Source organism: Pandoraea commovens (assembly GCF_902459615.1).
Classification (GTDB): domain Bacteria; phylum Pseudomonadota; class Gammaproteobacteria; order Burkholderiales; family Burkholderiaceae; genus Pandoraea; species Pandoraea commovens.
In genome coordinates this window covers 165,213-190,626 of record NZ_CABPSA010000008.1, presented here as the reverse complement: position 1 = coordinate 190,626, position 25,414 = coordinate 165,213, and the positions used below count along the sequence as shown (strand labels likewise).

The window sequence follows — 25,414 nt, the reverse complement described above, 5'->3', positions numbered from 1 at the left end:
CTGTTAGCGTCAGCGGGTCCACACGGCTCGCATGGACCGCGCCAGCGCAGCGTGGGTCATACCGTAGCCAACATCGCAGCCTTTCCTTGCGGGGTCGCCAATGACAACCCCCCCGCAGTCGCCTGATAGAAGAAGTTCGTATCGAGATTCGCGCGGATCGCAGCCGGAATGGTTGCCCCGCCGTTCGCTACGCCCCAGGTCACGACGCCCCCCGTTGCTCTGACCGCACAAAATGCTTCCGTGGTGGAATAGAGCGCGACGATGTCCGTCAACTGACCGGCGACCGGCACGGCGTTACCGCCTTGCGACTGATTCCCCCAGGCAACCACCGTGCCGCTACGCGTGAGCGCAGCGAAGGCGCCCGCTGTGCCGACGACGTGGACGATGTCGCGACGGCGCGCGATCGCATCCGGCACGGTCGCACCACGGGCGCCGTCGCCCCAGCAAACGACAGCACCGTTGCTGAGCCGGGCCGCGAACGCGCCCCATGTCGCCGTCACCTCTTCGACATTGGTCAGACTGGTTATGGAGTTGTCAGGCGTGCCGCCGTACGCGCCCAGGCCGAACGCGAGGACCCCGCCCGCTCGGGTGCGCACCGCAAAGGCGCGCGCCGTGGCGCTGGCCAGTTCCACAATGTCGAACCGACCGGCGATCTGCCTGCCATCGTCGACGCCCGCGCCCCATGCCACGACCGAGCCGTTCGCGCGCAAGGCGCAGAACGCCGTGAAATTGCCGCGTATGTCGATGATGTCGTTCAGACCGGTGATCGCCTGACTGGGGTTACCGCCGTTGGCTTGCTCGCCCCAGGCGACGACCGTGCGACGGCTGGTCAGGGCACAGAACGCGTTGCCTGCGACAGCCACCGACCTGACGTCTCTCAGATTGGCTGCGGCCGTCGAGAGCGATGCCCCTGATGCGCCGGTGCCCCATGCGCTCAGGTAACCCTGCCCGCGCACGACGACGAATGCCCGGCTGTTGCCGTGAATACGCACCGCATCGTTGACACTCGTGAAGAGGGCGCTCGCCCCGCCTTCGGCGCTATTGCCCCAACCGGCGATCTGTCCGCCCGCGCGACGGATGGCGAACGCACTTCGTGTTGCCGAAATTTCCACGATGTCATCCAGCGTGAGATAGGTCGTCGGACGAACCACGCCGCCGTGCGCGTCGGCCCCCCAGGCATCGATGTTCCTGCGCGCGAAGATCGCGCTCAGCGCCGCCACACCGTTCGCCGTCACGCTGTCGGAGCCGTTGCCGAAGAGATTCACCGGATTGATCGTGACTTGATTGGTACTTGAGCGCACGCGCAGCGGCATCCACGGGCGCGTGTCCTTGAACGAAACGGCAGAGGTCCAGGCTTGCTCGTCCGAATACCGCCATTCGGCCAACATATCGTTGCGCGTCGTGCGATCGAGGGCGCGCAGATACTGCGGCATCGACGACGACCGGTAGGACGTACCGTTGTTACGCGCGCCGACCACGCGCAGATCGCCGACGCCCAGCTCACGCCGCACGTCGTACACGTTCGGTCCGGAATTCTCGACGAGGGTGCCACGCGTCACCGAATAGCTCAGTGTCATGGGCGCGCCGCCATTGTTCGCGTCGATCACGCTCTTCGGCACGACAATGTCGATATGCGAACCTTCCTGCGACGCCAGCACCACGTGCGTGAACGTCCCGGAACCCGCGCCAGCGGCCCCGACCACCCGCAATTCGATCCGATCGTTGGCCCGGAATAACCCTGTCGCCGCGAGCCGCACGGTGGCGCCCGTGGCTGGCACGGCGGTCGGGTCCAGGACCTGCCCGACGGCCTGCAGGATGATCGGCAAGGGCAGCGCCGAACGGCGGACGACGAAATCCAGCCGCGCACTCGTCGCGATGACCGCATTCAGACGCACCACTTCGTACCAGACGGAGACATTGCCCCCCGTGCCCGCCTGAACCTTGTCCGCGCCGATGGTGAACGCAATGGGATTCTGCGTGCTGCCGACGGTCGCAGTCCGCTCGTCGCTACCCGCCGCAATCGAGTTTTCCCAATGCAGGCGGATGGTGTCGCCCTGACGCATGACGTTGCTGAAGTCGACCAGCACCTGCGCGCCCTGAAGCACCTCGCGCGGATCCAGCACGCCATTCTGTACGGACGGCACGCGCGGAGCGCCGATCTGAAGCGACTGACGACGCACCGTCAGCGTCAGGGGATCTGACACGCGGCGGGGTGGCCGAATGCCGTCGACGCTGTATTGCAGCGTGACGTCTCGTCCTTCGAACGGTGTGATGTTCGCCATCGGGATCGGCCGCGTGATCGGCCGCCCGACCATGGCAGCCGACACGTCGATCTCCCACTCCAACCCGCCGCTGCCCGGCCCGCCACCCCACGTCATGACGATGAAGTCGCCACTGGCCATGCCGGGGTAGGCCGGAATCGTCGCGGTCGCGCCGGTAGTGAGCTTCGAGGGGTCGAGCACGGTGCCGTCGGCTTCCGGCACCGACGGTGCGGGCAGCGCCGGCTGTTCGTTCATGCCGATGCGCAACTGGAGCACCTCGGAACGGAATCGCACCACCCCGCCGCGCTGCACTTCGTACCAGACCGGTACGGTGCGATTGATCCACGGCGCGACCGTGGCGGCACTGAGCAGGAAGTGATAATCGCGGACGGTGCTCACCGTAATGCTGTCGGTGTAGAACCCGACGTCACCCGGATTGCCCCAATGCATGATGAGGCGATCGCTGCGCATCATATCGGCGTAGCGCAGCACGATGGTTTCCGCACCAAGGGCGGCCAGTGCAGGATCGAGGAAGTCGCCGACTGCGTCCACAACGCGCGGTGCCGGCCACCGACGCTCGGTGCGCACGACTACCGTAAAGTCCTCGGAATCCTGGCGGGTACCGTCAAGGCGATTGACGGTGTAGTTCACGACGACCGAGCTGTCCTGGAAGAAGTCCACCCGGCTCCTGTCCACGCGCATCGTGATATCCATATTCTCGATGTTCGTCGTGATGTCGATCACGCGAATCTGCTCGCCGCCGCCGGTGCCCTCCCCCCATCGCACGGTCACACGGTCGCCGTTGCGCATGCCGGGATACGGTTTGATGCGTACCGTGACGAAACTGCCCGTCAGCGCTTCGGGGTCCAGTACGCCCATCGGTGCCTCGTCGACCAGCGGCGGGGGCAACCCCGGCTGCGGGGCAGCCAGTACGGTGAAACGATTGATGACCGAATCCTGCGTCGTGGCCTGACCGGCGCGCGTCACGCGGTAATGCGCGTCGACCGAGGCGAGCCCGGCGGAATTCGCATCGACGACCGAACGGGGAACCGTCACCGTGACAGCCCGGCTGGGGTCGGTGACGACGACGCGCCCGCGCGTAGTACCCGCGGTGGTCGGACCGTCCCAGAACCACTCGATCACGTCGCCCGCGCTCATCAACGTGTAGGGCAACACGGTCAACTCGACACCTTGCGTCGGGTTCGTCGGCGGCGTCAGTTGTCCATTGGTCACGCCCGCCACTTCGGGGCGTGGCAGCAAATTCGCGCCGACCACGTTGAGCGTGAGGACATCCGACACGCGCGTGAGTCTGTCGCCCGAAGCCGGCGTCACCGTGTAGAACACGTCCACCGTGCCGCCCAACAGGGTATCGACATAGAGCGGCGGCACCAGAAAGTCCACGCGATTCTGAATATCGGCCGCCGTCAGCGTCCTGCACGACGTGTACACCATCGGCGTGCCGTTCGCACGGGTGCCTTCCCAACGCAATGACACGAGATCCCCTTCGCTCATTCCCACGTAGGGGTCGATCTCCACGTTGGCACCGTTGGGGGTGTTGATGGGATCGAGTTGGCGGTTGGCGGTTGCCTCGCGAACGCGCGGCGCTGCCAGCCCGCCCCGCTCACCGAGTACGCGCAAGTACAGCCGCCGCGAACGCCCCTTCTCCGTCGTTCCGCTACGCACGAAGTAATAGACCGACGCGGTACCCGGCGTGATGGTGCGCACCACGGCATTCGGCAGCTTGGTCGTGATGAGCGCACCGGCTGTGGTGACGCGCGCCGTCATTTCGTGGCGAACCGTAATGCCGTCGCCGGAGAGTCCTTCGAAGACCACGAGCACGGTGTCGCCGATAGCCATCGGCGGACTCAGATACATCACCACGACATCCGCGTCGCGGCCACTTAGCGCGGCATAGTCAAGGTCGCCGCTGGGCGCCTGAAGGATGTACGGCACGGCAAGCGTCGCGCCGCTCGCTTCGACGTTGACGAACGCCGGCGGCGAGTTAAACGACCATTCGCTCACCACGTCGTCGATGTCGTACGTGACCATCAGATTCTCGCTATCCCCGCCAGCAAGGATCGTGTTCTTGTCGATAACTACCGTGACCGGTTTGCCGACTTCCGCCTGCGTGAGCGGCGGGTGACGCACCGACTCGATGCCCCAGCGAATGCGCAGCCGATCGCCTACGGCCATGTTCAGCCAGGGGGGCACCGTGACAGGCACGCCGGTTTCCGCTTCCGGCACGCCGATGATGCCCGGCGGAATGGTCGGCGCGGCGAGGTTCTCGTTGGTGTAAGGCGTATCGACCGGGTTCGGATCGCGACCGCCCGGCACCGTCATCTTCACGCGCACCAGCGCATCCGGGGAGCGCTGCACGTCGCCAGTGAAGGCAGACGTCAGCGTGAACCAGACCGGAATCAGGCCGTCGCCGATACGTTGAATCAACGTCACGTCGATCTCGAGCGTGATGGGCAGGTTCCTGTCTTCCGGCGTCATCGTGTGCACGGCCGCAGCGAACTGGTCAGTACCCCAGAACACCCTGAAGACGTCGCCGAGCTCGAAAAGCACATTCGGCGCAATGGTCACGAGGAGCTTTGCGTCGGGTTGCTGAACATCGCGAAAGCCGACGCCGCCGTATGCCAGGACCACCGGCACGATAATCGATTGAAGGTCGGTATTAATCGAAATGAGATCGCGCTGCACAGGCGCAAAGACAAGCGCGTCGCTTGTCGATGTCTCGGGTTGCAGCGCGAAAAGAACGTCGGTCGTCGGCATGGTTCGTCTCCGCAGGAATTCGATGAGCCGTCGAATGCCCGGGCGCGACGATAGCGCACCCGGCACTCCGGAGCTCCATCAAGCCACGCTTGATTTGTGTGCGCCAACTGTCAAGGTTGACAGTTACCCGGCAGCAGACTGCGGATTAACAATGGTCACCCGCCAACGGTGTGCGCCCGGCGGATCTGCTCGCGAGTCGCGAGCATGGAGGCATGGCCCCGACAGCCAGCAAGCAACGCGCACGCGCCGACTTCCACTGGTAAGGAGTTCTGTTATGAGAACCGATGAAAATACGCCACTGATCGTGCCGGTAGGCGATCAGGTCGCGGCCCCTCGAATCAAGGTGCAAAGCGACTCCGGGATCGACATCTACACGCCGACACTTCCCGTAGAACTCCTGGCACCGTTGCCCCCCGGATTTCCTGCGAATGGACTGCTGCTGGCATCGGCGAACGACAAGCCGCTTACGCTCAGGGCGACGCTCGATCGCGCCAGCATTGACGGCTACTTTGAAGGCGATCTGGTCGAAGTGTCGATCAACGGCGAGCTTCAGCTGCAGCGTGCGATTACCCGGGCTGAAAGCGATGCCGCAGAAATCACCATCGTCATTCCCGCGCCGCGCGCCCACGGCGATTATCAGGTGCGGTATCAACTCATCTCCGATCTCGTCGGTAACGAATCGGGTTTCAGCGACCCTGTGTTCTTCTTCGTCGACACGAGACGCCCGGCGATGCCCAATCCGGGCAGTCTGAGTCTTCCGCCAGAGGTCCTGCCCGACGGCATTACTGACGCCGTACTCACCGCACTCGGCGATGTGGTGAATGCCACCATCCATAGCTACTCCGACCGGCTTCCGGGCGATGTCATCACCGTCGTCGCGACCGGTGCCGACGGCTCCACCGCGACGAGTACCTATCGCATTCCCCTGGGCGGCCAGGACGATCTGATCCAAGTGCCGTTCACCCGCGACCAGTTGCTCTCTCTGGGGGACGGCCCCGTATCGTTCACCTACACGATCGAGGATCTGGCGGGCAACACGTCGACCACTTCGCCCGGCGTGCCGTCCGTCATTCGTCTTCAGGAAGGCATCACCGATCTCGCACCGCCGGTCGTCCCCTTGTTCGACGATGACGGTCTCATCGGCGAGGCCGACGCCCGCACGCCGGTCGGCGTGGACATTCCGCTGAACGCGAAGATTCAGAACGGCGACCGGATTGTCGTCATCTGGGGAAACACACGCAGTGCACCGGTCGCCGTGACCAACGCGGATGGGACGGTCGAGCCGCTCATGAGCATTTCGATCCCGTATGCGACGGTTCAGGCCGAGGGTAGCGGCAACATTGCCGTCACCTACGAGGTCCTTCGCAACGGCGAATTGCTCGGTACGCCAGCCATGGCGGCCACCGTGGTCGTCGATCTGTCGCAGCCGGGCGGAGACGATGCCGATCCGAACACGCCGACCAACGATAACCTCGGTCTGCCAATCGTGCGCAAGGGAGGCTGGGTCGCCCCCGCTCCCATCAACGACATTCCGGTGGAAGACTCGCTCAGGGACGCGACTTTCGTCATCCCGTGGCTAGGCGCATCGGGTACCCCCTCGTTCCAGGCAGGCGACGTCATCTCGCTCTTCTACGGCGTCGATCCTCTGGTCACGCCGGCCGCCACGCCATTTGCGACGTATACCGTCACCCCGGCCGATGTGACGAGCGGCGTCGACCTCACGCAGGTGCTGCCCTTCGCAAAGATCACCGAGTTCGGCAGCGGAGCGATTCCCGCCGCGTACACCGCCACACGCGTGGTGCGTGCAGCCGACCCTGCTAACGGCATCACGGAGGTCGCCAATACGTCGTACTCCCGCGTGCAGAACGTCACGGTGCAAAGCGCGGCCGAACTTCCCGGCGGCGGCGGCGGGTTACCGGTGCCGGTGTTCATGCCGCTAGTCGGCGCGCCCAACAACAACCTCGATTACACGCGCTCGTTCGCGGCCGGGGGCTCGATCGTTCGCGTCCTGCCGTACCTCAATATGCAGGTCGGCGACCGCGTGCGTATTCACGTTTTCGGCTTCTTTGGCAGAAACGGCGATCTGGGACCGGTTGCACTCGCCGAATTCGGCCATGTCGGCGACACGTTGCTTCCCGGGACACCGTTCGAGGTCACGGTGACCACGCCGGGACAACCTATCGAGTTCAGGTACCCATGGTCTCGTCAGCAATATTTTTACTCGATCTGTCAGGTCACGGCCCGGGTGACGGTCACCAACCTCCGCGGTTCGGTCACGTCGCCGCAGGCGCCGATGATCTTCGCCGATACGCGGGCAAACAGGACCCCGCCAACCGACCCGAGTCGCCCGACCTGATCGGACGCTCGTTCAACGGCTTCGCCGGTACATTGCGGCACGCCGGACCGTTTCCCCGATCATCGGGAAACGGTCCGTTTTTTCAACTCGGGGCGTCGAAGGGCGGGCCAACTCCGAAGCTACGTTTTCGGCGTACTATGGTTGAAAACCAGTGCGTCCGGCTGTTGCCACAAGCGCGAGATGCACGTAACGAAGTCCCCCCGACAGCACCGCGACGCAGCGCCAGTGGCAGACGCGCAACGCCGCTTTCTTACATTCATAGATGGCCAAGTTCCTGATCGGCGACGCCGTACGTTTCGACAGCGATACGTTTGCGCTTGCTACCAAAGGGAATCCCAACGTGTCGCTCCCACTGGGCGCGGCAGCAGGCCGGTGCTTGCTGGTGCTGCTCGAAGCGAACGGCGAAATCGTCACCAAGCGTGCAATGCTCGGCAAGGCATGGGAGCAATACGGCGCCGTCGTGACGAGCAACAATTTGAGCCAGGCAATCATGCAGATCCGGCGCGCCTTCGAGCAAGCCGGTGCCGACCCCTCGCTATTGGTGACCGTGCCGCGCATCGGCTATCGCCTGAACAGCGTTGTGAAGGTCAGTCCGTTCGTCGACGCCAGCGCAGTCGAAAGCGTACTTCCGGCCTCTCCGGTGCTTCCGATACCTCACTTTTTCGATGAAAAATCCCAAAGTGACTCGGAACCAGAAAATTCTTTTCCCATCACGGAAGCGATCGTTCGCGAAATTGAATCCGATCTCGCACCGATGTCGCCAACGGCATCCGCAACCGCATCGGAAGCGGGATTGCCAGGCGACATCCCGTTGACGACAGACGGTGTTCCTGCGCTTACGCCCATCCCCTCGGACGCCGTGGTGGCAACGACATCGCCGGTGACAATCCCTTCGTCCCACGATGTCCCCCCCCTTGCCCGGCACCGCATGCTTGTGCGGCCGGTACGCACCACGCATCTCTTCTTCGCGATGGGCCTCTGGACGATCATCGCGCTGGCAAGTGCCATTTATGCTTTCCGAACGCTTCCGCCGTTGCTCGGAAATCTGTATCAACATGCGCGTTCGGGCCAATGGGTCCCCGTGCCGAGCGACGAGACCCATCGCTACTTCGTGACGCCGGAGCGCGCGGGTGACGCCCAGTTCCTCGCGAATCGCGTGAGCATGATCGAAAAGGAGCCTCCCAAATCGATCGTCGACTTTCCCGAACGGCTGGTCTACATCAACGGCACTGCGTACAACGATTTGTACAGTTACTTCCTCTGCCGACAACCCATTGATCGTCCCGATGCGAACTGTGTTTCGTATCTGGTCATGCAGGAGACGGGCAACCGGTGATTGCAATGAGACTCCGAATTCGCCTGCGCCACGTTGTGCTCGGAACGGCACTCGCCGTCATCGTGCCGTGGGTGGTCGTGTGGCTGACCACAACGCCGCAGCGCATGCCCTGGCAATGTCACTCCGACATTGAAATCGTGACACATTCGGATACGCCCCAACCCGGCATGGTGCGGGTCTGGGGAGAACTCGACACGGCGTTTGGCCGGGACGGCACGGGGTTTTCCCGCTTCGCCGGCTACATCGCCGACGGCCGCTCGTCGACGCGAATTCATCGCGCGATGGAGTTCGACTATCAGACGCTCGCCGACACCGTGCGCATGACCACCACGCGTAGCGCCCGAATGCTGAGCGACAACTCGGACGAGGAGAAAGTCTTGCGACATCTGCTGCCGCGTTTTCGTCCCGGCAACACCGATTACTTCCAGATCGTGCGCGTGAAGAACAACGCGGCGATGGCGTTCGTCGACCAGCCCCGCCTCTTTTGCGAGCGGCAATAAAAAAACCCTGTGCGATATCACGTCGCACAGGGTTGAAGAAGATCCGGGCCAGGTGTTCGCTCATGTCGACACCCGGCCGTATCTTCGCCTCTCGTTATTTTCAGAACGTGTAGCGCACGCCCACATTGACGCCCCAAGGCTTTTCGAGACGCTTGCCCACGGCGTACGACGTATCGATATAGGCCTGAAGGTTCTTCTGCATCTGGGCCGCGAGACCGACGGAGAACTCTGCGCGCGTACCCGACAAGTCGTTATTGAAGGCTTCGCCGTTGATCACGACCGCGTTGTTCTTCGCGAACTCTTGCACCACCGCGGCGCGAACGTAAGGCTCGAACGTCCCCATTTTCGTTTCGATCGTCTTACCCACGCCGATACCCAGCGCGCCCTGCACCGAACGGCCACGCCCCGCGTCGACTTGCATACCGTTATCGAGCGTGTAGTCGGAGGCACTCGACATCATGGCGGCGACTTGCGCATAAGGCTCGACGAACCAGCCGTTGTTGAACGACAGCTTGCGGCCAAATTCCGTCGATAGACCGAGACCATTGGCATGGTAGTCGCCCTTGCTGCGGCGACCGTCGCGCATCATCACATCGAGGTCGGATGCGTAACGGTTGTACTTGAGCACGCCGTCGAAGTAATAGCCGTTCTTGCCCAGCCACGTCGCGTACATGCCTACCGTGTAGCTCTCGACGCTGCCGGTGGAGCCGACACCGAACTTCATCCGGCTGGTCGACGTACCCGCCATCCCACCGACGAGCCACTGGCCCGCGCCGTTGCTGGCGACGATACCATCGGCGCCAGCGAGCACGCCCCACTGATCCTGCGAATAACCGTGGCCGCCCGCCGGTTTGGCGTTGTATCGGTTGCCGAACGTACGCGCCCACACGCCACCGCCCTTGCCTTCGTTCAGGCGGACTTCGCCCAGACGCGCACGCAGGGTTGTGATCTCGCCGAGCCACACTGTCGGCAGGGCGCTGGCCGCGCCGAGAACCGTCTCGGTGCTATTGGATTGCTCTTCGGTGCGCACCAACTCCCAATAGCGCTTGCCATCTTCCTCGCGCGCCGCCAGTTCATAGGCGCGAGTGCCGAGATCGACCTTGCCGCCGACGACGGAGAAGGTTGCGGCACCGCCATCGTCCTGCACCAGTTGCTGCACTGGTATTGCGGCGAACGCGCCCGTATTGCGCACGTCGAGTTTGAACTGGCCCGTCGAATCGTTGTCGGTCAGGTGCAGTTGGTCGGCACCACCGTGCTCGAGATCCGTTTGCATGCGGAAGGTGCCCTCGCCCGCAAGCGTGGCAATCTCCAGCGTACGGAACTGACCGGGGACCTCGCCATGACGCAGATCGATCACGCCGCCGCCCATGATCACCTCGCCCGCGAGCACCTGGTTGTCGACAAGACGCCACTCGGCGTCGTTGTTGACGTGCAGATGGGCCAGACCGTCGATTCGGCCGGTCAGGATCGCGTGGTTGTCCAGGCGCAGACGTGTGTCGACAGGCTCGTTCGTCATGTGTTCTGGATGGAACATCATGTCGCCCTCGAGAACGCTGTTGTCCACGTTCACGTTGACGTGATACGGCGTCGTCGCATTCGGCACCGACGTGACACTGAGAAGCGTGCCACTGTCAGCCTTGATGGTCGTGCCGTTCCTGATATCGACGTCGATCATGAAATCGCCCGGCGCACTCAGAACGCCGCGCTCGATTCGAATGCCCGCACCTTCGGCAAGCAGACGCGCGTTGTCCAGCACGACCGTCGAACCGGCCCGCTGCGGGCGCGACTCGGTGGTGATCTTCACAGCGGCGTCCGACCCTGAAATCGTCGTATCGACGGCAGTGAACTGGGAATCGGTCACCTGCACGGCGTAATTCATGCGCGCACCGTCGCGACGCGTTGCCGAGATGTGCGAATTCTTAACGTCGACCGTGCTGTCGCCAGCCACCACGAGCGCGCGGCCGCTACCTTCCAGGATCACGTTATCCATGTGCACGGTCGAACCCGGCACGTTCATGTCGGTATTGCCGCGCGCCGCCCAAAAGGCGACATCGCCGGAGTTCCTGATCGTCGAATCGATGAGCGTGACGGTCGATCCATACATCGCGGTCGCCAGCGCAGAACTCGGTGCTACGCCGGCGTAGCCCGTAATGTTGATTTCACTGATGAAACTCGTGCCGCCATTCGTCGTACGCAGGTACGACATCGGGGTCCGGCCATCGATCGAGATTCTGCCCCCGCCGCCGATGTTCGCAATTCCTGCGCCCGTCACGGTCACGCCCATGTTGTCGGTCGCCGAGACAACGTGGGCCATGCCGCCGGGGCCGGGCGTGTCGATCATCATGACCGGGTTGGTTTGCGCGTGCGCCAGAGGCGCGAAAACGAGAGCGGACGCGGCGGCCGCTAAAAGGCGGACACGAAAAGGTGTCTGGGCTTGGGATGGCATATCGATAATCCTTGTCGGGGTAAAAAAGCAAGGCGAACGATATGCGCAAGAACCGCGAATCTACGTCAACTTAAGACGAATATCAGTGAATTTAATAAAATTTCATCGATTTTGAAGCATCATCACAGATTTTGTTGAAAGACTCAGAAGGTGTAACGCACGCCGATCTGCGCTCCCCAGGACTGGTTGAGACGTTTGCCCACCGCAGTCTCAGCTTCCACATAGACCTGAGCGTTGCGCCGCAATTGCCCGACCACCCCGGCGCCAAACTCCGCGCGCGTGCCTGACAAGTCGTTGTTGAACACAATGCCGTTGATGGTGGTCTGGTTGCTTTTGATGAATTCCTGGACCAGCGCAATCTTCAGATACGGCTGAATCGCGCCGCCACCGGGCAGCGTCAGCGTCTTGCCGAACGCAGCGCCAACGCGCGCCTGTACGGACCCGCTGTGCGCCGAGTTGGACACCATCCCGTTGGTCAGTCCGTAATCGGCCCCGCTCACCCCCAGCGCCGAGAACTGAACATAAGGCTCCACAAACCAGCGATCGCCGAACTCGAGATGTCGGCCGAACTCCAGTTGCAGCCCCACGCCATTGTTGTTGAAGCTGCCGTGCGCGGCGACGCCATCGTTCATCACAGCGTCGGCAGTGTTCTGGAAACGGTTGTACTTGAACACACCGTCGAAATACCATCCCGTCGGGCCAAGCCAGGTCGCGTAGAGTCCGGCGGAATAGCTATTCACGCCCCCCGTCGAGGCATTCTCGAAGGTGAGTTTGCTGTGGCTGGTGCCGAGCATCGCGCCTACCAGCCACGAGCCGCCCCATGTCTGCCCGACCACCCCGTCCACGCCCGCCACCACGCCATATTGCGTCTGGCGATAGCTGGTTCCCGCATTGGGCTTGCCATTGAATTGCTTGCCGAAGGTGCGTGCCCAGACACCGCTATTGCGCTGATCGTCCATTCGCAACTCGCCCATGCGGGTGCGAAGGACTGTCGCCTCCCCATACCAGACGGAGGGCGCAGCGGACGACAGCCCCAGCACGGTCTGCGTGCTCGGTGACAGATCGCCGGTCGCCGGATCGCCCGGATCTCCCGTCACGACATCGAGCGTCTCCTCGCCCGTGCGCGGGTCGACGGGGGTACCGGTGTCGGTCACGAGCGCCCAGTTGTTGCCTTGCTGTTGCAACTTGTAGGTGTACACGCCGATATCGACCTTGCCGTTGACCAGCCCGAAGCCTGCACCGCCTCCGCCGGTCTGCACAATGGTCAGCGGCAAGAAGTTGGTCGGCTGCGCGCCGGTGTTGCGCACCAGAACCTGGTAGTCGCCGGTGGCGGCGCCGGTCACATTGAGCAGATCGCCCGAATGTGTGCCCAGATTCGTGCTCATCTGGAACGTGCCGCTACCCGCCAGCGTGCCGATGTTCAAGGTACGCAGCGTCGACGTACCGAGCGCGGTACCGGAGACGTCGATCGTGCCGCCATTCATCGTCACGTTGGAAACGGTGTTGTCGCCTGCCTGACGCCACACGGCACTCGAGTTGACCGCCAGCGAATTCAGATTGGTCAGATTGCCGGTGAGCGAGGCGGCATTCTGAAGCGTGAGATTGAGCGTGGCGGTGCCGTCGCTGCCGACATTCCCGCCGATCACCGTGTTCGCGCCGTCGATGGTCACGTTGCCTGTCACGCTGCCGTTCGCCTGCACCGCGAATCCATTGCTGCCCTGTAGCGTCGTGCCGTTTTGCACCAAGACATTAGCGGTGTGACCGGTATATATGGGACGCCCCGGTGCAATGAGAATCGCGGGGCCGCTGGCCGCGCTTACCGCGACGCCGTTGAGCGTCGTGTTCGAGATGATCGAGAGCCCGGTATTGAGCGAGATGGCACCGACACCGGCCAGATTGCCACTGATGGAACCGCCGTTGACGGTCACGTTCGAGTCGAAATTGATCAGCCCGCCATTGATCCCGCCGTTAGTCCCGGTGCCAGCGCTCAGGGTCGAATTGGTGATCGTCACGGTCGCCCCGGCGCTCGCCGCCACGCCGTACTGAAATCCGGAAACCGTACTGTTGGTGATCGTCCCCGTCGAGGGCTGGAGCCCGGCTGTCAGTTGAGTGACGAATTCGATACCGATGTTGTTCGGGCTGGAGATCGTAGAGTTGGAGATGGTTGCCGAGGCGTTGCGTACGCTGATCGCCGGTGGCGGCGTCGAGCCGGGCGGGGAAGTGGGGAGCGGCGGCAGCGTCGAGATAACGGTCGCGCCGTCCATGATCAGTTGAGGCCGTCCCGTCGAGGGTGGATCGCCCTTCAACGATATCCAGTTGGTCGATGCGCCACTTTGGACGTTCAACGTGGAGTTGTTAGTCACCGTCCAGGTGGTATTGGCATCGCCCGGAGCGGCCACCGTGGTAGTGCCCGATGTCACCGTACCGGCCTGAGCCGGGATAGCGAGCGACGCGACGGCCAGCCCGACAGCCGACGCCAGCACGCGCTGCCGAGGTTTCACGGAGATAGAGTTACGCATGATCGTTGGCTCCCAAAGACCGGGCTAGCCTCCGCCATCCCAGCTCACAACTTCAAGAAAACGAGTTCCTTGGCGTTGCCCTTCGCCATGCCATTTCAGTCTGCGTTGCGCGCAATCGAGTTGTTATTCGAAGTCTCTTGTCATGCGCCAAATTCGCATCTGAGCGGCCAAAATCCGATTCGTCATGCAGAAAAACCACCCGTGACGTGCATACACCTAGTCATTTCGACTTACCTTAGGCGACACATGGCAATGCGTCACCTGTCAACGTTGACAGGTGACCGGCAACGAAAAAATCCCCGCACAGCCGAAACTGTGCGGGGAACAAGGGTCCTGGAAGCCAGGTTAGGGGAACCAGCTCTCAGGCCACGTCAAGCCAGTGGTAGGGCAGTGCACGCACCCCTACGCGCACTTCCCAAGGCATGTCGGGACACTCGTCGCCGCACTACAAGCATCCCGACACGCCCGCAGATATTCTCTTTCTGCATCGATAAGGCACAACCTCACCGACTTCCACCTGCGTGCCTGACAAATCGTTATTGAATCCTCTTTGCTCGACGACGATCGAAGCAAACGATAAGCGTCAGCGCCGCCGAAAGGCGATCGCATACGTTGGTTTTCACGGCAATTCACTCGAATTAATCGGACGTCACCCTTGTTGCTTCGGCGACACAAAAAGGGCAACGTGAGCCGAAGATGCGCCGGTCGCGAATGTGCGCGGCGCAGGCGAAGCAGCGCCGCCACCGACCTCTGTGGAGGGGTGACAGCGCTGTTGTGTGGTGTGGGGATGGAGCGGACCCGCGACGCGCAAAGCGCTCGCGAACGCGCGATGAACGCCTTACCGAAGGCGTGGGGGATGACTGGCGAGGGTCGCGATGATGGTCTCGGCAAGCTCGGCGGGATCGAGGGCGCTCACGTCGCTTTGCGTTTGCAAAGGTGTCGACTGACAGCGCGGTGTGAGACGCAGATACGGCGGCTCCGCAGCAGCAAACAGCGACACGCTTGGCGCTCGCGTGGTGTGGGCCACGTGCATCAGCCCCCCATCGGCGCCGACGAACAGTGCGGCATTCGCGATCACGCGCTTCGCGTCGCGCAGCGTCAACTGGCCGACGAACGACACCATTTCGAGATGCCGGAATTTCGCTTCCATGAGCGCCCGGGCGGCATCGGCCCCGTTGCCCGAACCCAACAGCACGATACCCGTGGGTAGACCGGGCGCGTACGCCGCATCGTAGGCATCGAGGCACGCGCGCCAATGCGCATAGGTGCGGCGCGGCTCCACGCCCCCCATCGCCAGCACGATGAACGGTCCCGCAGGCATTTGATTCACGACAGCCGCAGGCAAGTCCGTCTCATCGCGCAAATACGGCTTCGCCTGTGTAAAGAGTTCGTCCGGCGCCAGTTCCAGGCCGAAAACATCGTTGACGGCTGCCAGACTGAATTGCGTCTGATTCCGGTCCGGGCCGTGGAAAAAGCGAAACAGGCACGCGAAGGGGAGCGTCGCGAAAAAGCGGCGCTTGATGCGCAACGTCGGGTAGTTGAATTCCTGCATGACGACGACGTCGTACTCGGCCGGATTCACCGCGGCCGGATCGTCGAAGACATTTCGGAAGATGTCGTCGCCCTCGAAGACCGCTTTGAGTCCCGTGCTGATGAGCAGATCGATGGGGCCTTCGCGTCCGCGCAGTAGCGCACGGCCCGACATATCCATCACGGCATCGCCCACGGAATGCTTTCCACCGTAAATCCACAACACGCGCGCTTGCGGTGCGACGTGCTGCACCTCATGGCGCAGTTGTCCGCTCATCGCGAGACGCAGACGGCGGTGGAGATATTTTTTGGCGACTTTGAACGCCGACGTGCGTTGCATGAAGACGTCGGGCTCGTGATACACCCACGCGTACGGAATACGGGTGCTCGGCTCGGTGAGCGCCTCCAGTCGGCGGGTGATGAAACGCGGAAGTGGCATGGTCGGATCGAAAGCAGGGCAGCGCCGGAAGTTCCGGAGTATGCCACGGGCGCACCGCCGGGACGGCGTGCGCCCCGGCAGACTCGGTCGAATGCCCTGAACGTTGACGGCTTACACCACCTGAAAGTGATGCGTGCCGTCGCGATGCAACTGGTCGACGAGACCGAACTCCCAGTCGAGATAGGCCTGCATGGCCTCGGCCGCATTATCGGTGCCTTCGTACGGACGGCGATAGCGATCATCGCGCGCGCTGCCCAGATGTGTCTCACCGGACTCCAGCGGCAACCCGGCGTTGATCCATGCCTGCGTGCCGCCGTCGAGCACTACGATCTCGGCATCGGTCAGACGACGCAGGTCGGCCGCCGCGAAACGTGCCAGCAAGCTGGAGCCGCACGTCAGCACATAGCGTTGCACCGGCCCGATGGTGCGCAGGGCTTCGGCCAGACGCGCACGAATCACGAACCACGCGCCGGGGATATGCCGCTTGACGTAATTGACGCCGGACGTGAAGTCCAGCACCGCGATCTGCCCCAGCGCCGCTTCGTCGAGCCAGCGCGCGAGCAACGCGGGCGTGACGGTGGCGACTTCCGGTGCACTCGGCGTGTGCAGCGGCCAGCCGCCTTGCGCGCTACGGGCATGAGCGCTGTGCGGCTCCACGACATACACCGTCCAGCCCATCTGCGCGAGCCACGAGCCGGTCATGTCGGCGCGTACGCCATCGTCGTCCGCCAGCACGATCCATGCGCCGCGCACCGGTGCCTGATGGTCCGTCTCCTGCACCAACTGACCGCCTTGTACGTTTGCGAAATCCGGCAGATGCCCCACCGCATACTCTTCCGGCGTGCGCACGTCGAAGCGGTAGACCGTGCGTCCGGGCGCATTCAGCGATGGCACGTCCTCAAGCGCCACGCGGCGCACACCGGCACGATCCGCCACAGCGCGCGCGCCTTCTCGGGCAACGGCCAGCGTGGCCTCTCGCACAGTTGCCGGGTGACGACGGTCCGCGCCGCGCTCCAGCGTTTGCCCGGCAAGTGTCCAGCCGATGGTGCCGTTACGCAGCGCTGCGACGGGATTCGGCAGCCCCGCGTTCACGAGCGATTGCGTGCCGATGATGCTGCGCGTGCGCCCCGCGCAGTTGACGATCACGCGCGTAGCCGGGTCCGGCGCAAGCTCGCGAACGCGCAGCACCAGTTCGGCACCGGGCACGCTCGTCGAGCCGGGAATGTTCATCGTCTGATATTCGTCGAAGCGACGGGCGTCGACGACCACGACGTCGGCATCCGCGTCGAGCAACGCCTGCACTTCCTGCGCCGAGAGCGACGGCGTGTGACGCAGCCCTTCGACCCACTCGCCGAACGCCTTGCTCGGCACGTTCACGTCGCGGAACACTTCGCCGCCCGCGGCAATCCAGCCGTCCAGACCGCCCGCCAGCAGATTGACGTCCGTGTAGCCAAGCTTGCGCAGCACGGCGGCTGCGCGCGGTGCGAGATCCTCGCCGCCGTGCACGCCATAGACGACGATGCGCGTGTCGCGGCGCGGAATACGCGCCCATGCGTCGATCTCCACGCGCGAAAGCGGGAGGTTCGCGGCCCACAGCGGGTGCGTCTGCGCGAACGGGTCTTCTTCACGCACGTCGAGCAGTGCAATTTCCTCACGCGCGAGCAGCGCGGCGCGCACTTCGGCGTAGGTCAGTTCGGGGAAGTCTGCGGCCTGCGACGGTGCATCGGGGGTCGTGTGGTTCGGATGCTCGGACACGGTCATTCCTTGAATTCTTCAGAAGTCGAAACGTTGAGGCTTGTCTATTGTTTGTCGGCAGGTGGCGCGGCCTTGCCCCACGGATTGGGCAACTGCGCGTTGGCGTAGCCGGACACGAAGCCCTTGCGCTCGCCCGTCTCGGTAAAGACACTGCGATGCACCGCGCCGATGTTCGCGCCATACACGTGGATACTCACCGACACGCGATCCGCATACGCATTGCTCACGCGGTGAATGTCGCCCAGACGCGGCGACAACACTTCCACGTCGCCCGGCAGTAGCCGCACCGCCTCGCCTGCCACGACGGGAACACCCTTCGCGTCGAGCACATAAGGTTGCGAGTCTTCCGAGCCGCGCAGCATGCCAATCAGCCCCCATACGGTGTGATCGTGAATCGGCGTGCGCTGCCCAGGGCCCCAGACGAAGCTCACGATGGAGAAACGCTGCGCCGAGTCGCAGTGCAGCAAGAACTGCTGGTAATGGTCGGGATGCGGCGTGGCGAATGCGTCGGGCAGCCAGTCGTCGCGCGCCACCAGTTGAGCGAGCAGGCCCGCGCCCTCTTCAAGTAGCGTGGTTTCATTGGGACGTCGATCCAACAGTCGCGAGAACCCGGCGACGAAGGTGCGCAAGGGATCGAGCGCGTCGTAATCGTGAGCTGGCAGGTCGCGCGACAAGGCGATGCCATCCAGCACTTCGGTCGTACCCGTCATGCGAATTCCCGGAAAGCAGCGAGCGTCTGCCGACCGGCAGCGCCCAGAATGGTGTCGTTTTGCGGCGTGTGGATACGGCTGCACAGCACGTCGCGATGATAGCGCTCAAGCGGGTTGTTGCGCGAAAGCCCGTGATTGCCCGAAAGCTGCAAGGCCAGTTCGAGGACTCGGATCGCATTGCCCGTCACCGTGAACTTTAGCGCACCGCTGGCGATATCGTCATCGGGTTCTCCCGCATCGGCCGCCTGCGCCGCCGCGTCCAGCAGACGCTGGTTGACGTGCAGCAACGCGGCAATTTCTCCGACGGTCTCCTGAATGCGCGGCACAGTGGCCAGCGGCGCGCCGAGATTGCCCGGCACACGGGTGTTCAGGAACGTCACGAGCCAGTCGACGCCAGCGCGCGCGACCGCATCGTAAAGCGTGCCCAGCAGCACGCTCATCCATGCCTGTTGTTCGATATGTGCATCGTTGTCACGCTGACCGATCCCCGCCGGTGCCCATTCGTTCGGTGGACGAATATCGACGGCGTTACCGAACGGCAGATCGATGTCCTCCAGCACGACCTCATGGCTGGCGGACGCGCGCAGCCCGAGGTGATCCCAGTTCTGTACGACGCGAATGCCCGGGCGGTCTGGCGAATCCGTCGGACCGGCGGGACGTGGCACCAAGAACACCCCGACGCGCGGCTCCGCCTCGTCCGTGCGTGCCCACACATTGAGCCAGCGCAACGCGGGAATGCCCGTGCAATAGAGCTTGCGGCCGGACAAACGCCAGCCTGTCTCGGTGCGTCGTGCAATCGTAGAGGGCAGCCCGCCCCGGGCGGGCGTGCCCAGATCCGGCTCCACGCGCAGCGCGTTGATCAGCGCACCCTCACGCACCGCACTCTCGAACACCGCGCGACGCTGCGCCTGCGGCCAGCGCGTGCTTTCCCGCACGAGCGAGCGGTGCTGGAGATACGTCATCGTCAGCACCAGTGCAGTGGCCGATTCCCCCTTGGCAACGGCACCGACGATGCGACGTGCCGTCGCGAGACCGCCACCACCCCCGCCCGCCGCACGCGGCACCACTTCCGAGATCAGCCCGTGGCGATGCAGCAGCGCGAAATTGTCAAATGGAAAACGTGCATCGCGATCGAGCGCTGTCGCACTCTCGGCCAGCGCGCGGGTGATCGGAGGCAGGAGCGCATCGAGTTGCGCGTGACGTGCGGGGCCGTCTCCACGTGGCTGGGGCGGCAGTGGCAGCACCGCCCCGGAAGATGCGAGACCTGAAGAAGCCATGATTTTGGAATAAGCAAATACGCGTTCGACGCACAATGCGCCGATCTACGCAGTGCCCCTAGCGTAAAGCTCGGCGATGCCGCGCCCAACCATCCATATCGAATAATCTTTGCGTAAATGATTATTTAACGCTCGATGATTGTTTGCGTAGGCTCACTCCCATTCACCGTCTGTTCCGATCGATGGGCGTGTAGCGCAAACCGACCCACGTCGCCGTGCACGCGTCCCTTACCCCACAAGGAGAACGTCGTCATGAGCGTAGAAATCATCGGCATGATTCAGAGCAGTAAGCAGTCCGAAATTCATCCCAAGAAGGGGGCCGCTGTCGACCGCGACTACGTGCGCAACTTTGCGCGCGCTCACGAGCAATCCGGCTTCGACCGCATTCTGGTGCCCCATCACTCCACGAGCCCGTCGGCCACGCTCACGATTGCCTATGCGGCCACAGTGACCGAGAACATCCACTTCATGCTCGCGCATCGTCCGGGCTTCGTTGCGCCGACGCTGGCCGCACGTCAGATCGCCACGCTCGATCAGTTCAGTGGCGGCCGCCTCGGCGTCCACTTTATCTCCGGCGGATCGGACGAAGAACAGCAGCGCGACGGCGACTTCCTGCTGCATGACGAGCGCTATGCGCGCACCGACGAATACCTGAGCATCCTGCGTCGCGTCTGGACGGAAGACACGCCGTTCGATCACGACGGCAAGTATTACCGCTTCAAACAGGGCTTCTCCGAGGTCAAGCCCGTGCAGCAGCCGCATGTGCCGATCTTCTTCGGCGGCGCGTCCGACGCTGCTCTGGAAGTCGCGGCCAAACATGCCGACATCTACGCGCTGTGGGGCGAATCGCTCGATCAGGTGCGCGACATCACTACACGCGTACGCGCCGCCGCCGCCGTGCAGGGCCGCACGCCGCGCTTCTCGGTGTCGTTCCGCCCGGTGCTGGCCGAGACCGAAGCGAAGGCGTGGGAACGTGCCGACAAGATTCTGGCGCAAGCCAAGGCGATCCGTGAAGCCGCCGGTGTCCCGCAAGGCTCGGCGCTGCAAAGCGAAGGCGCACGACGTCTGCTCGCGGCCGCCGACAAGGGCGCGCGTCTGGACAAAGTGTTGTGGACGGAGATCGCCAAGCTGATCGGCGGACGCTCGAACTCAACGGCCCTCGTCGGCACGCCGGAGCAAGTCGCCGACGCCTTGCTCGATTACTACGACCTCGGTGTGACGACGTTCCTCATTCGCGGCTTCGATCCGCTGGGCGACGCCATCGACTACGGCCGCGAGCTGATTCCGCGTCTGCGCACGCTGGTCGCCGAGCGCGACCGTCAGAACGACGCCACGCGCCGCGCCGCCTGAGCGGCGTCACCACACGACACGGAGAAATCACTATGGCAGCCGTTCTGCCCGTCGACACACATAGTTTCGGACGCACCACGTCCACCCCACCCGCGCAGACCAAGACCACACCGACCGGCCTCGTGCTCAACGCCGCGCCGCAGCAGCGCTTCTGGTTCGACGCGCCGCCCGTGCGCAGCGACATCCTCGCCGAGCGTCGCCATCGTCAGACACGGCTCGCCGCCGCGTTCCGCATTTTCGCGCGCCACGGCTTCGATCTCGGGCTGGCCGGTCACATCACCGCACGAGACCCGGAGTTGCCCGATCACTTCTGGGTCAATCCGCTGGGCGTGCACTTCTCGCGCATCAAGGTCTCCGATCTGCTGCTGGTGAACGCCAAAGGCGAGACCGTGGTCGGCGACCGTCCCCTGAACAAAGCGGCGTTTGCCATTCATGCGGCCATCCATGAAGCGCATCCGCATCTGGTCGCCGCCGCGCACACGCACTCGACCTACGGCAAAGCGTGGTCGACGCTGGGCCGTCCGCTCGATCCGCTCACGCAGGATTCGTGCGGCTTCTTCGAAGACCACGCGCTGTTCGACGACTTCACCGGCATGGTGGTCGACGGCAGCGAAGGCGACCGCATTGCGCACGCGCTGAACAAGCCGGATGGCAGCGGCACCGTCAAAGGCGTGATTCTGAAGAACCACGGCATTCTCACCGCCGGTCCGAGCGTCGAAGCCGCCGCGTGGTGGTACATCGCGCTGGAGAACGTGGCGCACACGCAATTGCTCGCCGAGGCGGCTGGCACGCCGCAACCCATAGACGATTCGACGGCACGTCACACGCACAGTCAGGTCGGCGGCCCGGAAGGCGCGCTGTATTCGTTCGAGAGTCTTTACGAAGGTCTCGTCGAAGCCGAGCCTGATCTGCTTGACTGACGTGATCGACAGACGTGATCGACTAAAGCGCCAGACACACAAACATCAGCAATCAACAGGGGAGTCGTACCCATGAAGTTCCGCCACACCGACAAGACCACCGGCATTACCGGTATCAGCAGCACCACCACCAAGGCCGACGTGCACGCCGGTCGCCGCAAGGTGCTACGTGCAGGCACCGCTGTCGCGCTTGCCGCGCCCGCCCTGCTGCTTGGCCGTCAGGCCTGGTCGCAGCCGAAGAAGCTCACCTTCGCGTGGAATCAGAACTCGTTCTGCCTGACGCCCATCGTTGCCGCACAGGAGCGTGGTTTCTTCGAGAAGAACGGCCTGCAAGTCGACCTGATCAATTACAGCGGCTCGACGGACCAGTTGCTCGAATCCATCGCTACCGGCAAGGCCGACGCGGCCGTGGGCATGATTCACCGCTGGCTCAAACCGCTCGAATCGGGCTTCGACGTGAAGATCATCGGTAGCTCGCACGGCGGCTGCGTGCGCCTGCTCGGCTCGAAGGCGGCGGGCATTACGTCGCTCGCCGCCCTCAAGGGTAAGACGGTCGGCGTGTCGGATCTGGCTGCACCGGGCAAGCACTTCTTCCAGATTCTGCTGGCGAAAAACGGTATCGACGCCGAGCGCGACATCACCTGGCGTCAGTACCCGGCCGACCTGCTCGGTGTCGCCGTCGACAAGGGCGAGATCCAGGCGATTGCCGACGGCGATCCGAACCTCTATCTGCTGGAGAAGCGCACCAACGGCGCTTACGTCGAACTGGCGACGAACCTCTCCGGCGAGTACGCCCGCAAGGTGTGCTGCGTGATCGGCGCGCGCGGCGATCTGGTGCGCAACGACCGCGCGGCGGCGAGTGCGCTGGCACGCTCCATCGTGCAGGCCACCGAATTCGTCAACGAGAACCCGAACGAGGCCGCGAAGATCTTCGCGAAGTATTCGCCCAAGATCAGCCCCGAGGATCTGCGCAAGCTCTACGCCACGCTGACCTATTCGCATCACCCGACCGGCGTGGATCTGCGCGATGAGATCGCGTACTTCGCCGACGACTTCCGCCGCATCGGTGTGCTCAAGAAGACGACCGATCCGCAGAAACTCGCGCAACACGTCTACGCCAACGTGCTGGGCTAAGCGCGCATCACTGGACAAGTGACCATGAGTGCCATTCTCGACAACGCCGCACTGCGCGGTGCATCGCCCGCCAGTGCGCTTGAGCTGACGGAACAGACCGAAGGCTCCGCGCTGCGGACCAGTGCGGCGAGCGCCGCTTCCGTGCCGCGCATCCCGGCCTTCGACGAAACCGAAATCGACCAGTTGTTCGCCGCCCCGCGCACGTCTGCGCTGTGGGGTGTGGGCTTCGCCGCAGCGCTGGCGTGGGCCGCCTTCGGTGCGCTCACGCTGCGCTGGCCGAACAAGGTCGTCGGCTTCTCCGACTGGGCCTTCACCGACGAGTTGGGCGTGTTTGCGCTGGCTGTGGCCGCCTTGCTTGCAGTGCTATCCGTCGCCGGTCGCGCGACGCCGCCGCTGCTGCGCTTGCGTGAAACCCTGACGGGTGCCGGGCCGTGGCTTGTGGCCATTGCGGTGGCGCTCTCCGCCTGGGAAATCCTGACTGCGAAGACTGGCTCGCTGCCTACGCCGTTCTTCGCACCGCCGCAGGCGCTCATCGAGGTCTACACGGAAGACTGGCGACGTCTCGGTGACAGCGCCGCGAACACGCTCAAGCTGCTAGGCCTGGGCTTCGGCTTCGGTGCGATTGCAGGCTTTCTGATCGGCGTCTCGATCGGCTGGTCGCGCGCCATTGGTTACTGGGTGCACCCGGTGCTTCGCGTGCTTGGCCCCGTGCCCGCCACGGCGCTGTTGCCACTCACGTTCTACTTCTTCCCCTCGAGCTATTCCGCAGCGGCTTTCCTCATCGCCTTGTCGACGGCCTTTCCCGTTGCCGTGCTCACGTGGTCGGGCGTCGCAGGCGTCAACAAGAGTTATTACGACGTGGCACGCACGCTGGGCGCGTCCGAAGCGTTTCTGGTGCTGCGCGTGGCGATTCCGGCCGCGCTGCCGAACGTCTTCGTCGGCCTGTTCATGGGGCTGGGCGCGTCGTTCTCGGTGCTGGTGACGGCCGAAATGATGGGCGTGAAGTCCGGCCTCGGCTGGTATCTCACATGGGCGCAAGGCTGGGCGTCTTACGTGAACATGTACGCCGCGCTGATCGTCATGGCCCTGCTCTTCTCCGGCGTCATCACGCTGCTCTTCACCGTGCGCGACCGTGCACTCGCCTGGCAGAAAGGAACCGTCAAATGGTAAGCGCCGCCGCTTCGTCCTCAACTTCCTCGTCAACTTCTTCCCCCACGTTCGCAGGTGCGGATGCCGCTTTGCCATCGCCTTCGATTCACAACGGTGCACATCCGGCCAACGATACCGGCGCGCAGATCGACATTCAGGGCGTAAGTCACTGGTTCGGCTCACGTCAGTCGCCATTGCAGGTGCTCGACGGCGTCGATCTGAAAGTCGCGCCCGGTGAGTTCGTCGCGCTGCTCGGCCCGAGCGGATGCGGCAAGTCCACGTTGCTGCGCCTTGTCGCCGGTCTGGAGACGGCCACGCGCGGCGCCATCTCGCAGGACGGCGCGGCCATCACGCGCCCCGATCCGTCGCGCATCGTGGTGTTTCAGGACCCGACGCTCTACCCCTGGCGAACTGTGCGCGACAACGTGGCGCTCGGTCTGCAAGCGCGCGGCGTGCTTAGGAAGGAACGTCATCGCGTCGATGCGGCGCTCGCGCGCGTGGGCCTCTCCGAGTTCGCCGACGCCTTCCCGCATCAACTCTCGGGCGGCATGGCGCAACGGGTCGCGCTCGCTCGTGCGCTCGTGAACGACCCGCGCCTGCTGGTGCTTGACGAACCGCTCGGCAAGCTCGATTCGCTCACGCGGCTGGCGATGCAGAGCGAACTGGTCGAGTTGTGGCAGCGCGCAGGGTTCTCTGCGCTGCTCGTCACGCACGACGTGGAGGAGGCACTGTTCCTTGCGCAACGCGTGATCGTGTTCAGCCCGCGCCCGGCGAAGATCGTGGCGGAGCTGCATGTGGATCTGCCCTACCCGCGTCATCGCGGCGACGCCCGCATCACCGAACTGCGCCACGAAGCGCTCCGACATCTGGGGCTCGATGCAAGCTGGTAATTCTGAATTGGGTGCTGTCGTTAGCCTATTGGTTCGCCGTACTGCGATGTCGTTGAAGTCGCCTCTG

Annotated in this window: 15 protein-coding genes; 8 read left to right on the top strand and 7 right to left on the bottom strand. The window is 63.7% G+C overall.

Features of this window, described 5'->3' with window-relative positions:
• Positions 1-56: 56 nt before the first annotated feature.
• Positions 57-5,036: an RCC1 domain-containing protein gene (locus tag PCO31010_RS21180; protein ID WP_150666012.1), complete on the bottom strand. Its 4,980-nt coding sequence runs from the start codon at positions 5,034-5,036 to the stop codon at positions 57-59.
• A gap of 274 nt (positions 5,037-5,310) precedes the next feature.
• On the opposite strand from PCO31010_RS21180, the gene PCO31010_RS21175 reads away from it, so the two are divergent.
• The 3 genes from PCO31010_RS21175 (at position 5,311) to PCO31010_RS21165 (ending at position 9,228) form a co-directional block, all read left to right on the top strand.
• Complete coding sequence (locus PCO31010_RS21175; RefSeq protein WP_150666011.1) at positions 5,311-7,392, top strand: hypothetical protein; 2,082 nt, start codon at positions 5,311-5,313, stop codon at positions 7,390-7,392.
• A 262-nt stretch (positions 7,393-7,654) separates the two neighbouring features.
• Positions 7,655-8,728 carry a winged helix-turn-helix domain-containing protein gene (locus PCO31010_RS21170; protein WP_150666010.1) on the top strand — a complete coding sequence of 358 codons (1,074 nt, stop codon included), beginning with the start codon at positions 7,655-7,657 and terminating at the stop codon, positions 8,726-8,728.
• Positions 8,729-8,733: 5 nt separating this feature from the next.
• Positions 8,734-9,228, top strand: a complete 495-nt coding sequence (locus PCO31010_RS21165; RefSeq protein ID WP_150666009.1) for a hypothetical protein — start codon at positions 8,734-8,736, stop codon at positions 9,226-9,228.
• A 100-nt stretch (positions 9,229-9,328) separates the two neighbouring features.
• On the opposite strand, the gene PCO31010_RS21160 is transcribed toward PCO31010_RS21165, so the two are convergent.
• From PCO31010_RS21160 to PCO31010_RS21135, 6 genes are all read right to left on the bottom strand, one after another.
• Positions 9,329-11,572, bottom strand: coding sequence for an autotransporter outer membrane beta-barrel domain-containing protein (locus tag PCO31010_RS21160; protein WP_174985007.1), 2,244 nt, complete (start codon positions 11,570-11,572; stop codon positions 9,329-9,331).
• A gap of 245 nt (positions 11,573-11,817) precedes the next feature.
• A complete protein-coding gene (locus tag PCO31010_RS21155; RefSeq protein ID WP_150666007.1) occupies positions 11,818-14,193 on the bottom strand; it encodes an autotransporter outer membrane beta-barrel domain-containing protein in 2,376 nt (791 codons plus the stop codon).
• Between the two features lie 838 nt (positions 14,194-15,031).
• Entirely contained in the window at positions 15,032-16,162 is a 1,131-nt protein-coding gene (locus tag PCO31010_RS21150) for a glycosyltransferase family 9 protein (protein ID WP_150666006.1), read from the bottom strand.
• Between the two features lie 111 nt (positions 16,163-16,273).
• Positions 16,274-17,854, bottom strand: coding sequence for a rhodanese-related sulfurtransferase (locus tag PCO31010_RS21145; protein WP_246184720.1), 1,581 nt, complete (start codon positions 17,852-17,854; stop codon positions 16,274-16,276).
• A gap of 107 nt (positions 17,855-17,961) precedes the next feature.
• Entirely contained in the window at positions 17,962-18,627 is a 666-nt protein-coding gene (locus PCO31010_RS21140; RefSeq protein WP_150666004.1) for a cysteine dioxygenase family protein, read from the bottom strand.
• Positions 18,624-19,904: an acyl-CoA dehydrogenase family protein gene (locus PCO31010_RS21135; protein WP_150666003.1), complete on the bottom strand. Its 1,281-nt coding sequence runs from the start codon at positions 19,902-19,904 to the stop codon at positions 18,624-18,626. The genes PCO31010_RS21140 and PCO31010_RS21135 overlap by 4 nt, the downstream gene beginning before the upstream one ends.
• A 252-nt stretch (positions 19,905-20,156) precedes the next feature.
• Here PCO31010_RS21135 and PCO31010_RS21130 point away from each other — a divergent pair, with 252 nt between their 5' ends.
• The 5 genes from PCO31010_RS21130 to PCO31010_RS21110 all read left to right on the top strand — a co-directional run bounded on the left by PCO31010_RS21130 (position 20,157) and on the right by PCO31010_RS21110 (position 25,347).
• The gene (locus PCO31010_RS21130; RefSeq protein WP_150666002.1) at positions 20,157-21,254 is read left to right on the top strand and encodes an LLM class flavin-dependent oxidoreductase; all 1,098 of its coding nucleotides are present in this window, start codon (positions 20,157-20,159) and stop codon (positions 21,252-21,254) included.
• A 32-nt stretch (positions 21,255-21,286) separates the two neighbouring features.
• Positions 21,287-22,174 (top strand): class II aldolase/adducin family protein, encoded by an 888-nt coding sequence (locus tag PCO31010_RS21125; protein ID WP_150666001.1) that lies wholly within the window; start codon positions 21,287-21,289, stop codon positions 22,172-22,174.
• Between the two features lie 72 nt (positions 22,175-22,246).
• Positions 22,247-23,308, top strand: coding sequence for an ABC transporter substrate-binding protein (locus tag PCO31010_RS21120; protein ID WP_150666000.1), 1,062 nt, complete (start codon positions 22,247-22,249; stop codon positions 23,306-23,308).
• Between the two features lie 24 nt (positions 23,309-23,332).
• On the top strand, positions 23,333-24,478 hold the full coding sequence (locus tag PCO31010_RS21115; RefSeq protein ID WP_246184711.1) for an ABC transporter permease: 1,146 nt from the start codon (positions 23,333-23,335) through the stop codon (positions 24,476-24,478).
• Positions 24,472-25,347, top strand: a complete 876-nt coding sequence (locus PCO31010_RS21110; protein ID WP_150665999.1) for an ABC transporter ATP-binding protein — start codon at positions 24,472-24,474, stop codon at positions 25,345-25,347. Before PCO31010_RS21115 ends, PCO31010_RS21110 begins: the two co-directional genes overlap by 7 nt.
• Positions 25,348-25,414: the final 67 nt, after the last annotated feature.

What these genes read in the sequence shown, in the direction of transcription:
- PCO31010_RS21170 (WP_150666010.1), top strand. Translation starts at nt 7,655, where the DNA reads ATGGCCAAGTTCCTGATCGGCGACGCCGTACGTTTCGACAGCGATACG.
- PCO31010_RS21150 (WP_150666006.1), bottom strand. Translation starts at nt 16,162, where the DNA reads ATGCCACTTCCGCGTTTCATCACCCGCCGACTGGAGGCGCTCACCGAG.
- PCO31010_RS21160 (WP_174985007.1), bottom strand. Translation starts at nt 11,572, where the DNA reads ATGATGATCGACACGCCCGGCCCCGGCGGCATGGCCCACGTTGTCTCG.
- PCO31010_RS21130 (WP_150666002.1), top strand. Translation starts at nt 20,157, where the DNA reads ATGAGCGTAGAAATCATCGGCATGATTCAGAGCAGTAAGCAGTCCGAA.
- PCO31010_RS21180 (WP_150666012.1), bottom strand. Translation starts at nt 5,036, where the DNA reads ATGCCGACGACCGACGTTCTTTTCGCGCTGCAACCCGAGACATCGACA.
- PCO31010_RS21135 (WP_150666003.1), bottom strand. Translation starts at nt 19,904, where the DNA reads ATGGCTTCTTCAGGTCTCGCATCTTCCGGGGCGGTGCTGCCACTGCCG.
- PCO31010_RS21175 (WP_150666011.1), top strand. Translation starts at nt 5,311, where the DNA reads ATGAGAACCGATGAAAATACGCCACTGATCGTGCCGGTAGGCGATCAG.
- PCO31010_RS21165 (WP_150666009.1), top strand. Translation starts at nt 8,734, where the DNA reads ATGAGACTCCGAATTCGCCTGCGCCACGTTGTGCTCGGAACGGCACTC.
- PCO31010_RS21140 (WP_150666004.1), bottom strand. Translation starts at nt 18,627, where the DNA reads ATGACGGGTACGACCGAAGTGCTGGATGGCATCGCCTTGTCGCGCGAC.
- PCO31010_RS21155 (WP_150666007.1), bottom strand. Translation starts at nt 14,193, where the DNA reads ATGCGTAACTCTATCTCCGTGAAACCTCGGCAGCGCGTGCTGGCGTCG.
- PCO31010_RS21115 (WP_246184711.1), top strand. Translation starts at nt 23,333, where the DNA reads ATGAGTGCCATTCTCGACAACGCCGCACTGCGCGGTGCATCGCCCGCC.
- PCO31010_RS21120 (WP_150666000.1), top strand. Translation starts at nt 22,247, where the DNA reads ATGAAGTTCCGCCACACCGACAAGACCACCGGCATTACCGGTATCAGC.
- PCO31010_RS21110 (WP_150665999.1), top strand. Translation starts at nt 24,472, where the DNA reads ATGGTAAGCGCCGCCGCTTCGTCCTCAACTTCCTCGTCAACTTCTTCC.
- PCO31010_RS21125 (WP_150666001.1), top strand. Translation starts at nt 21,287, where the DNA reads ATGGCAGCCGTTCTGCCCGTCGACACACATAGTTTCGGACGCACCACG.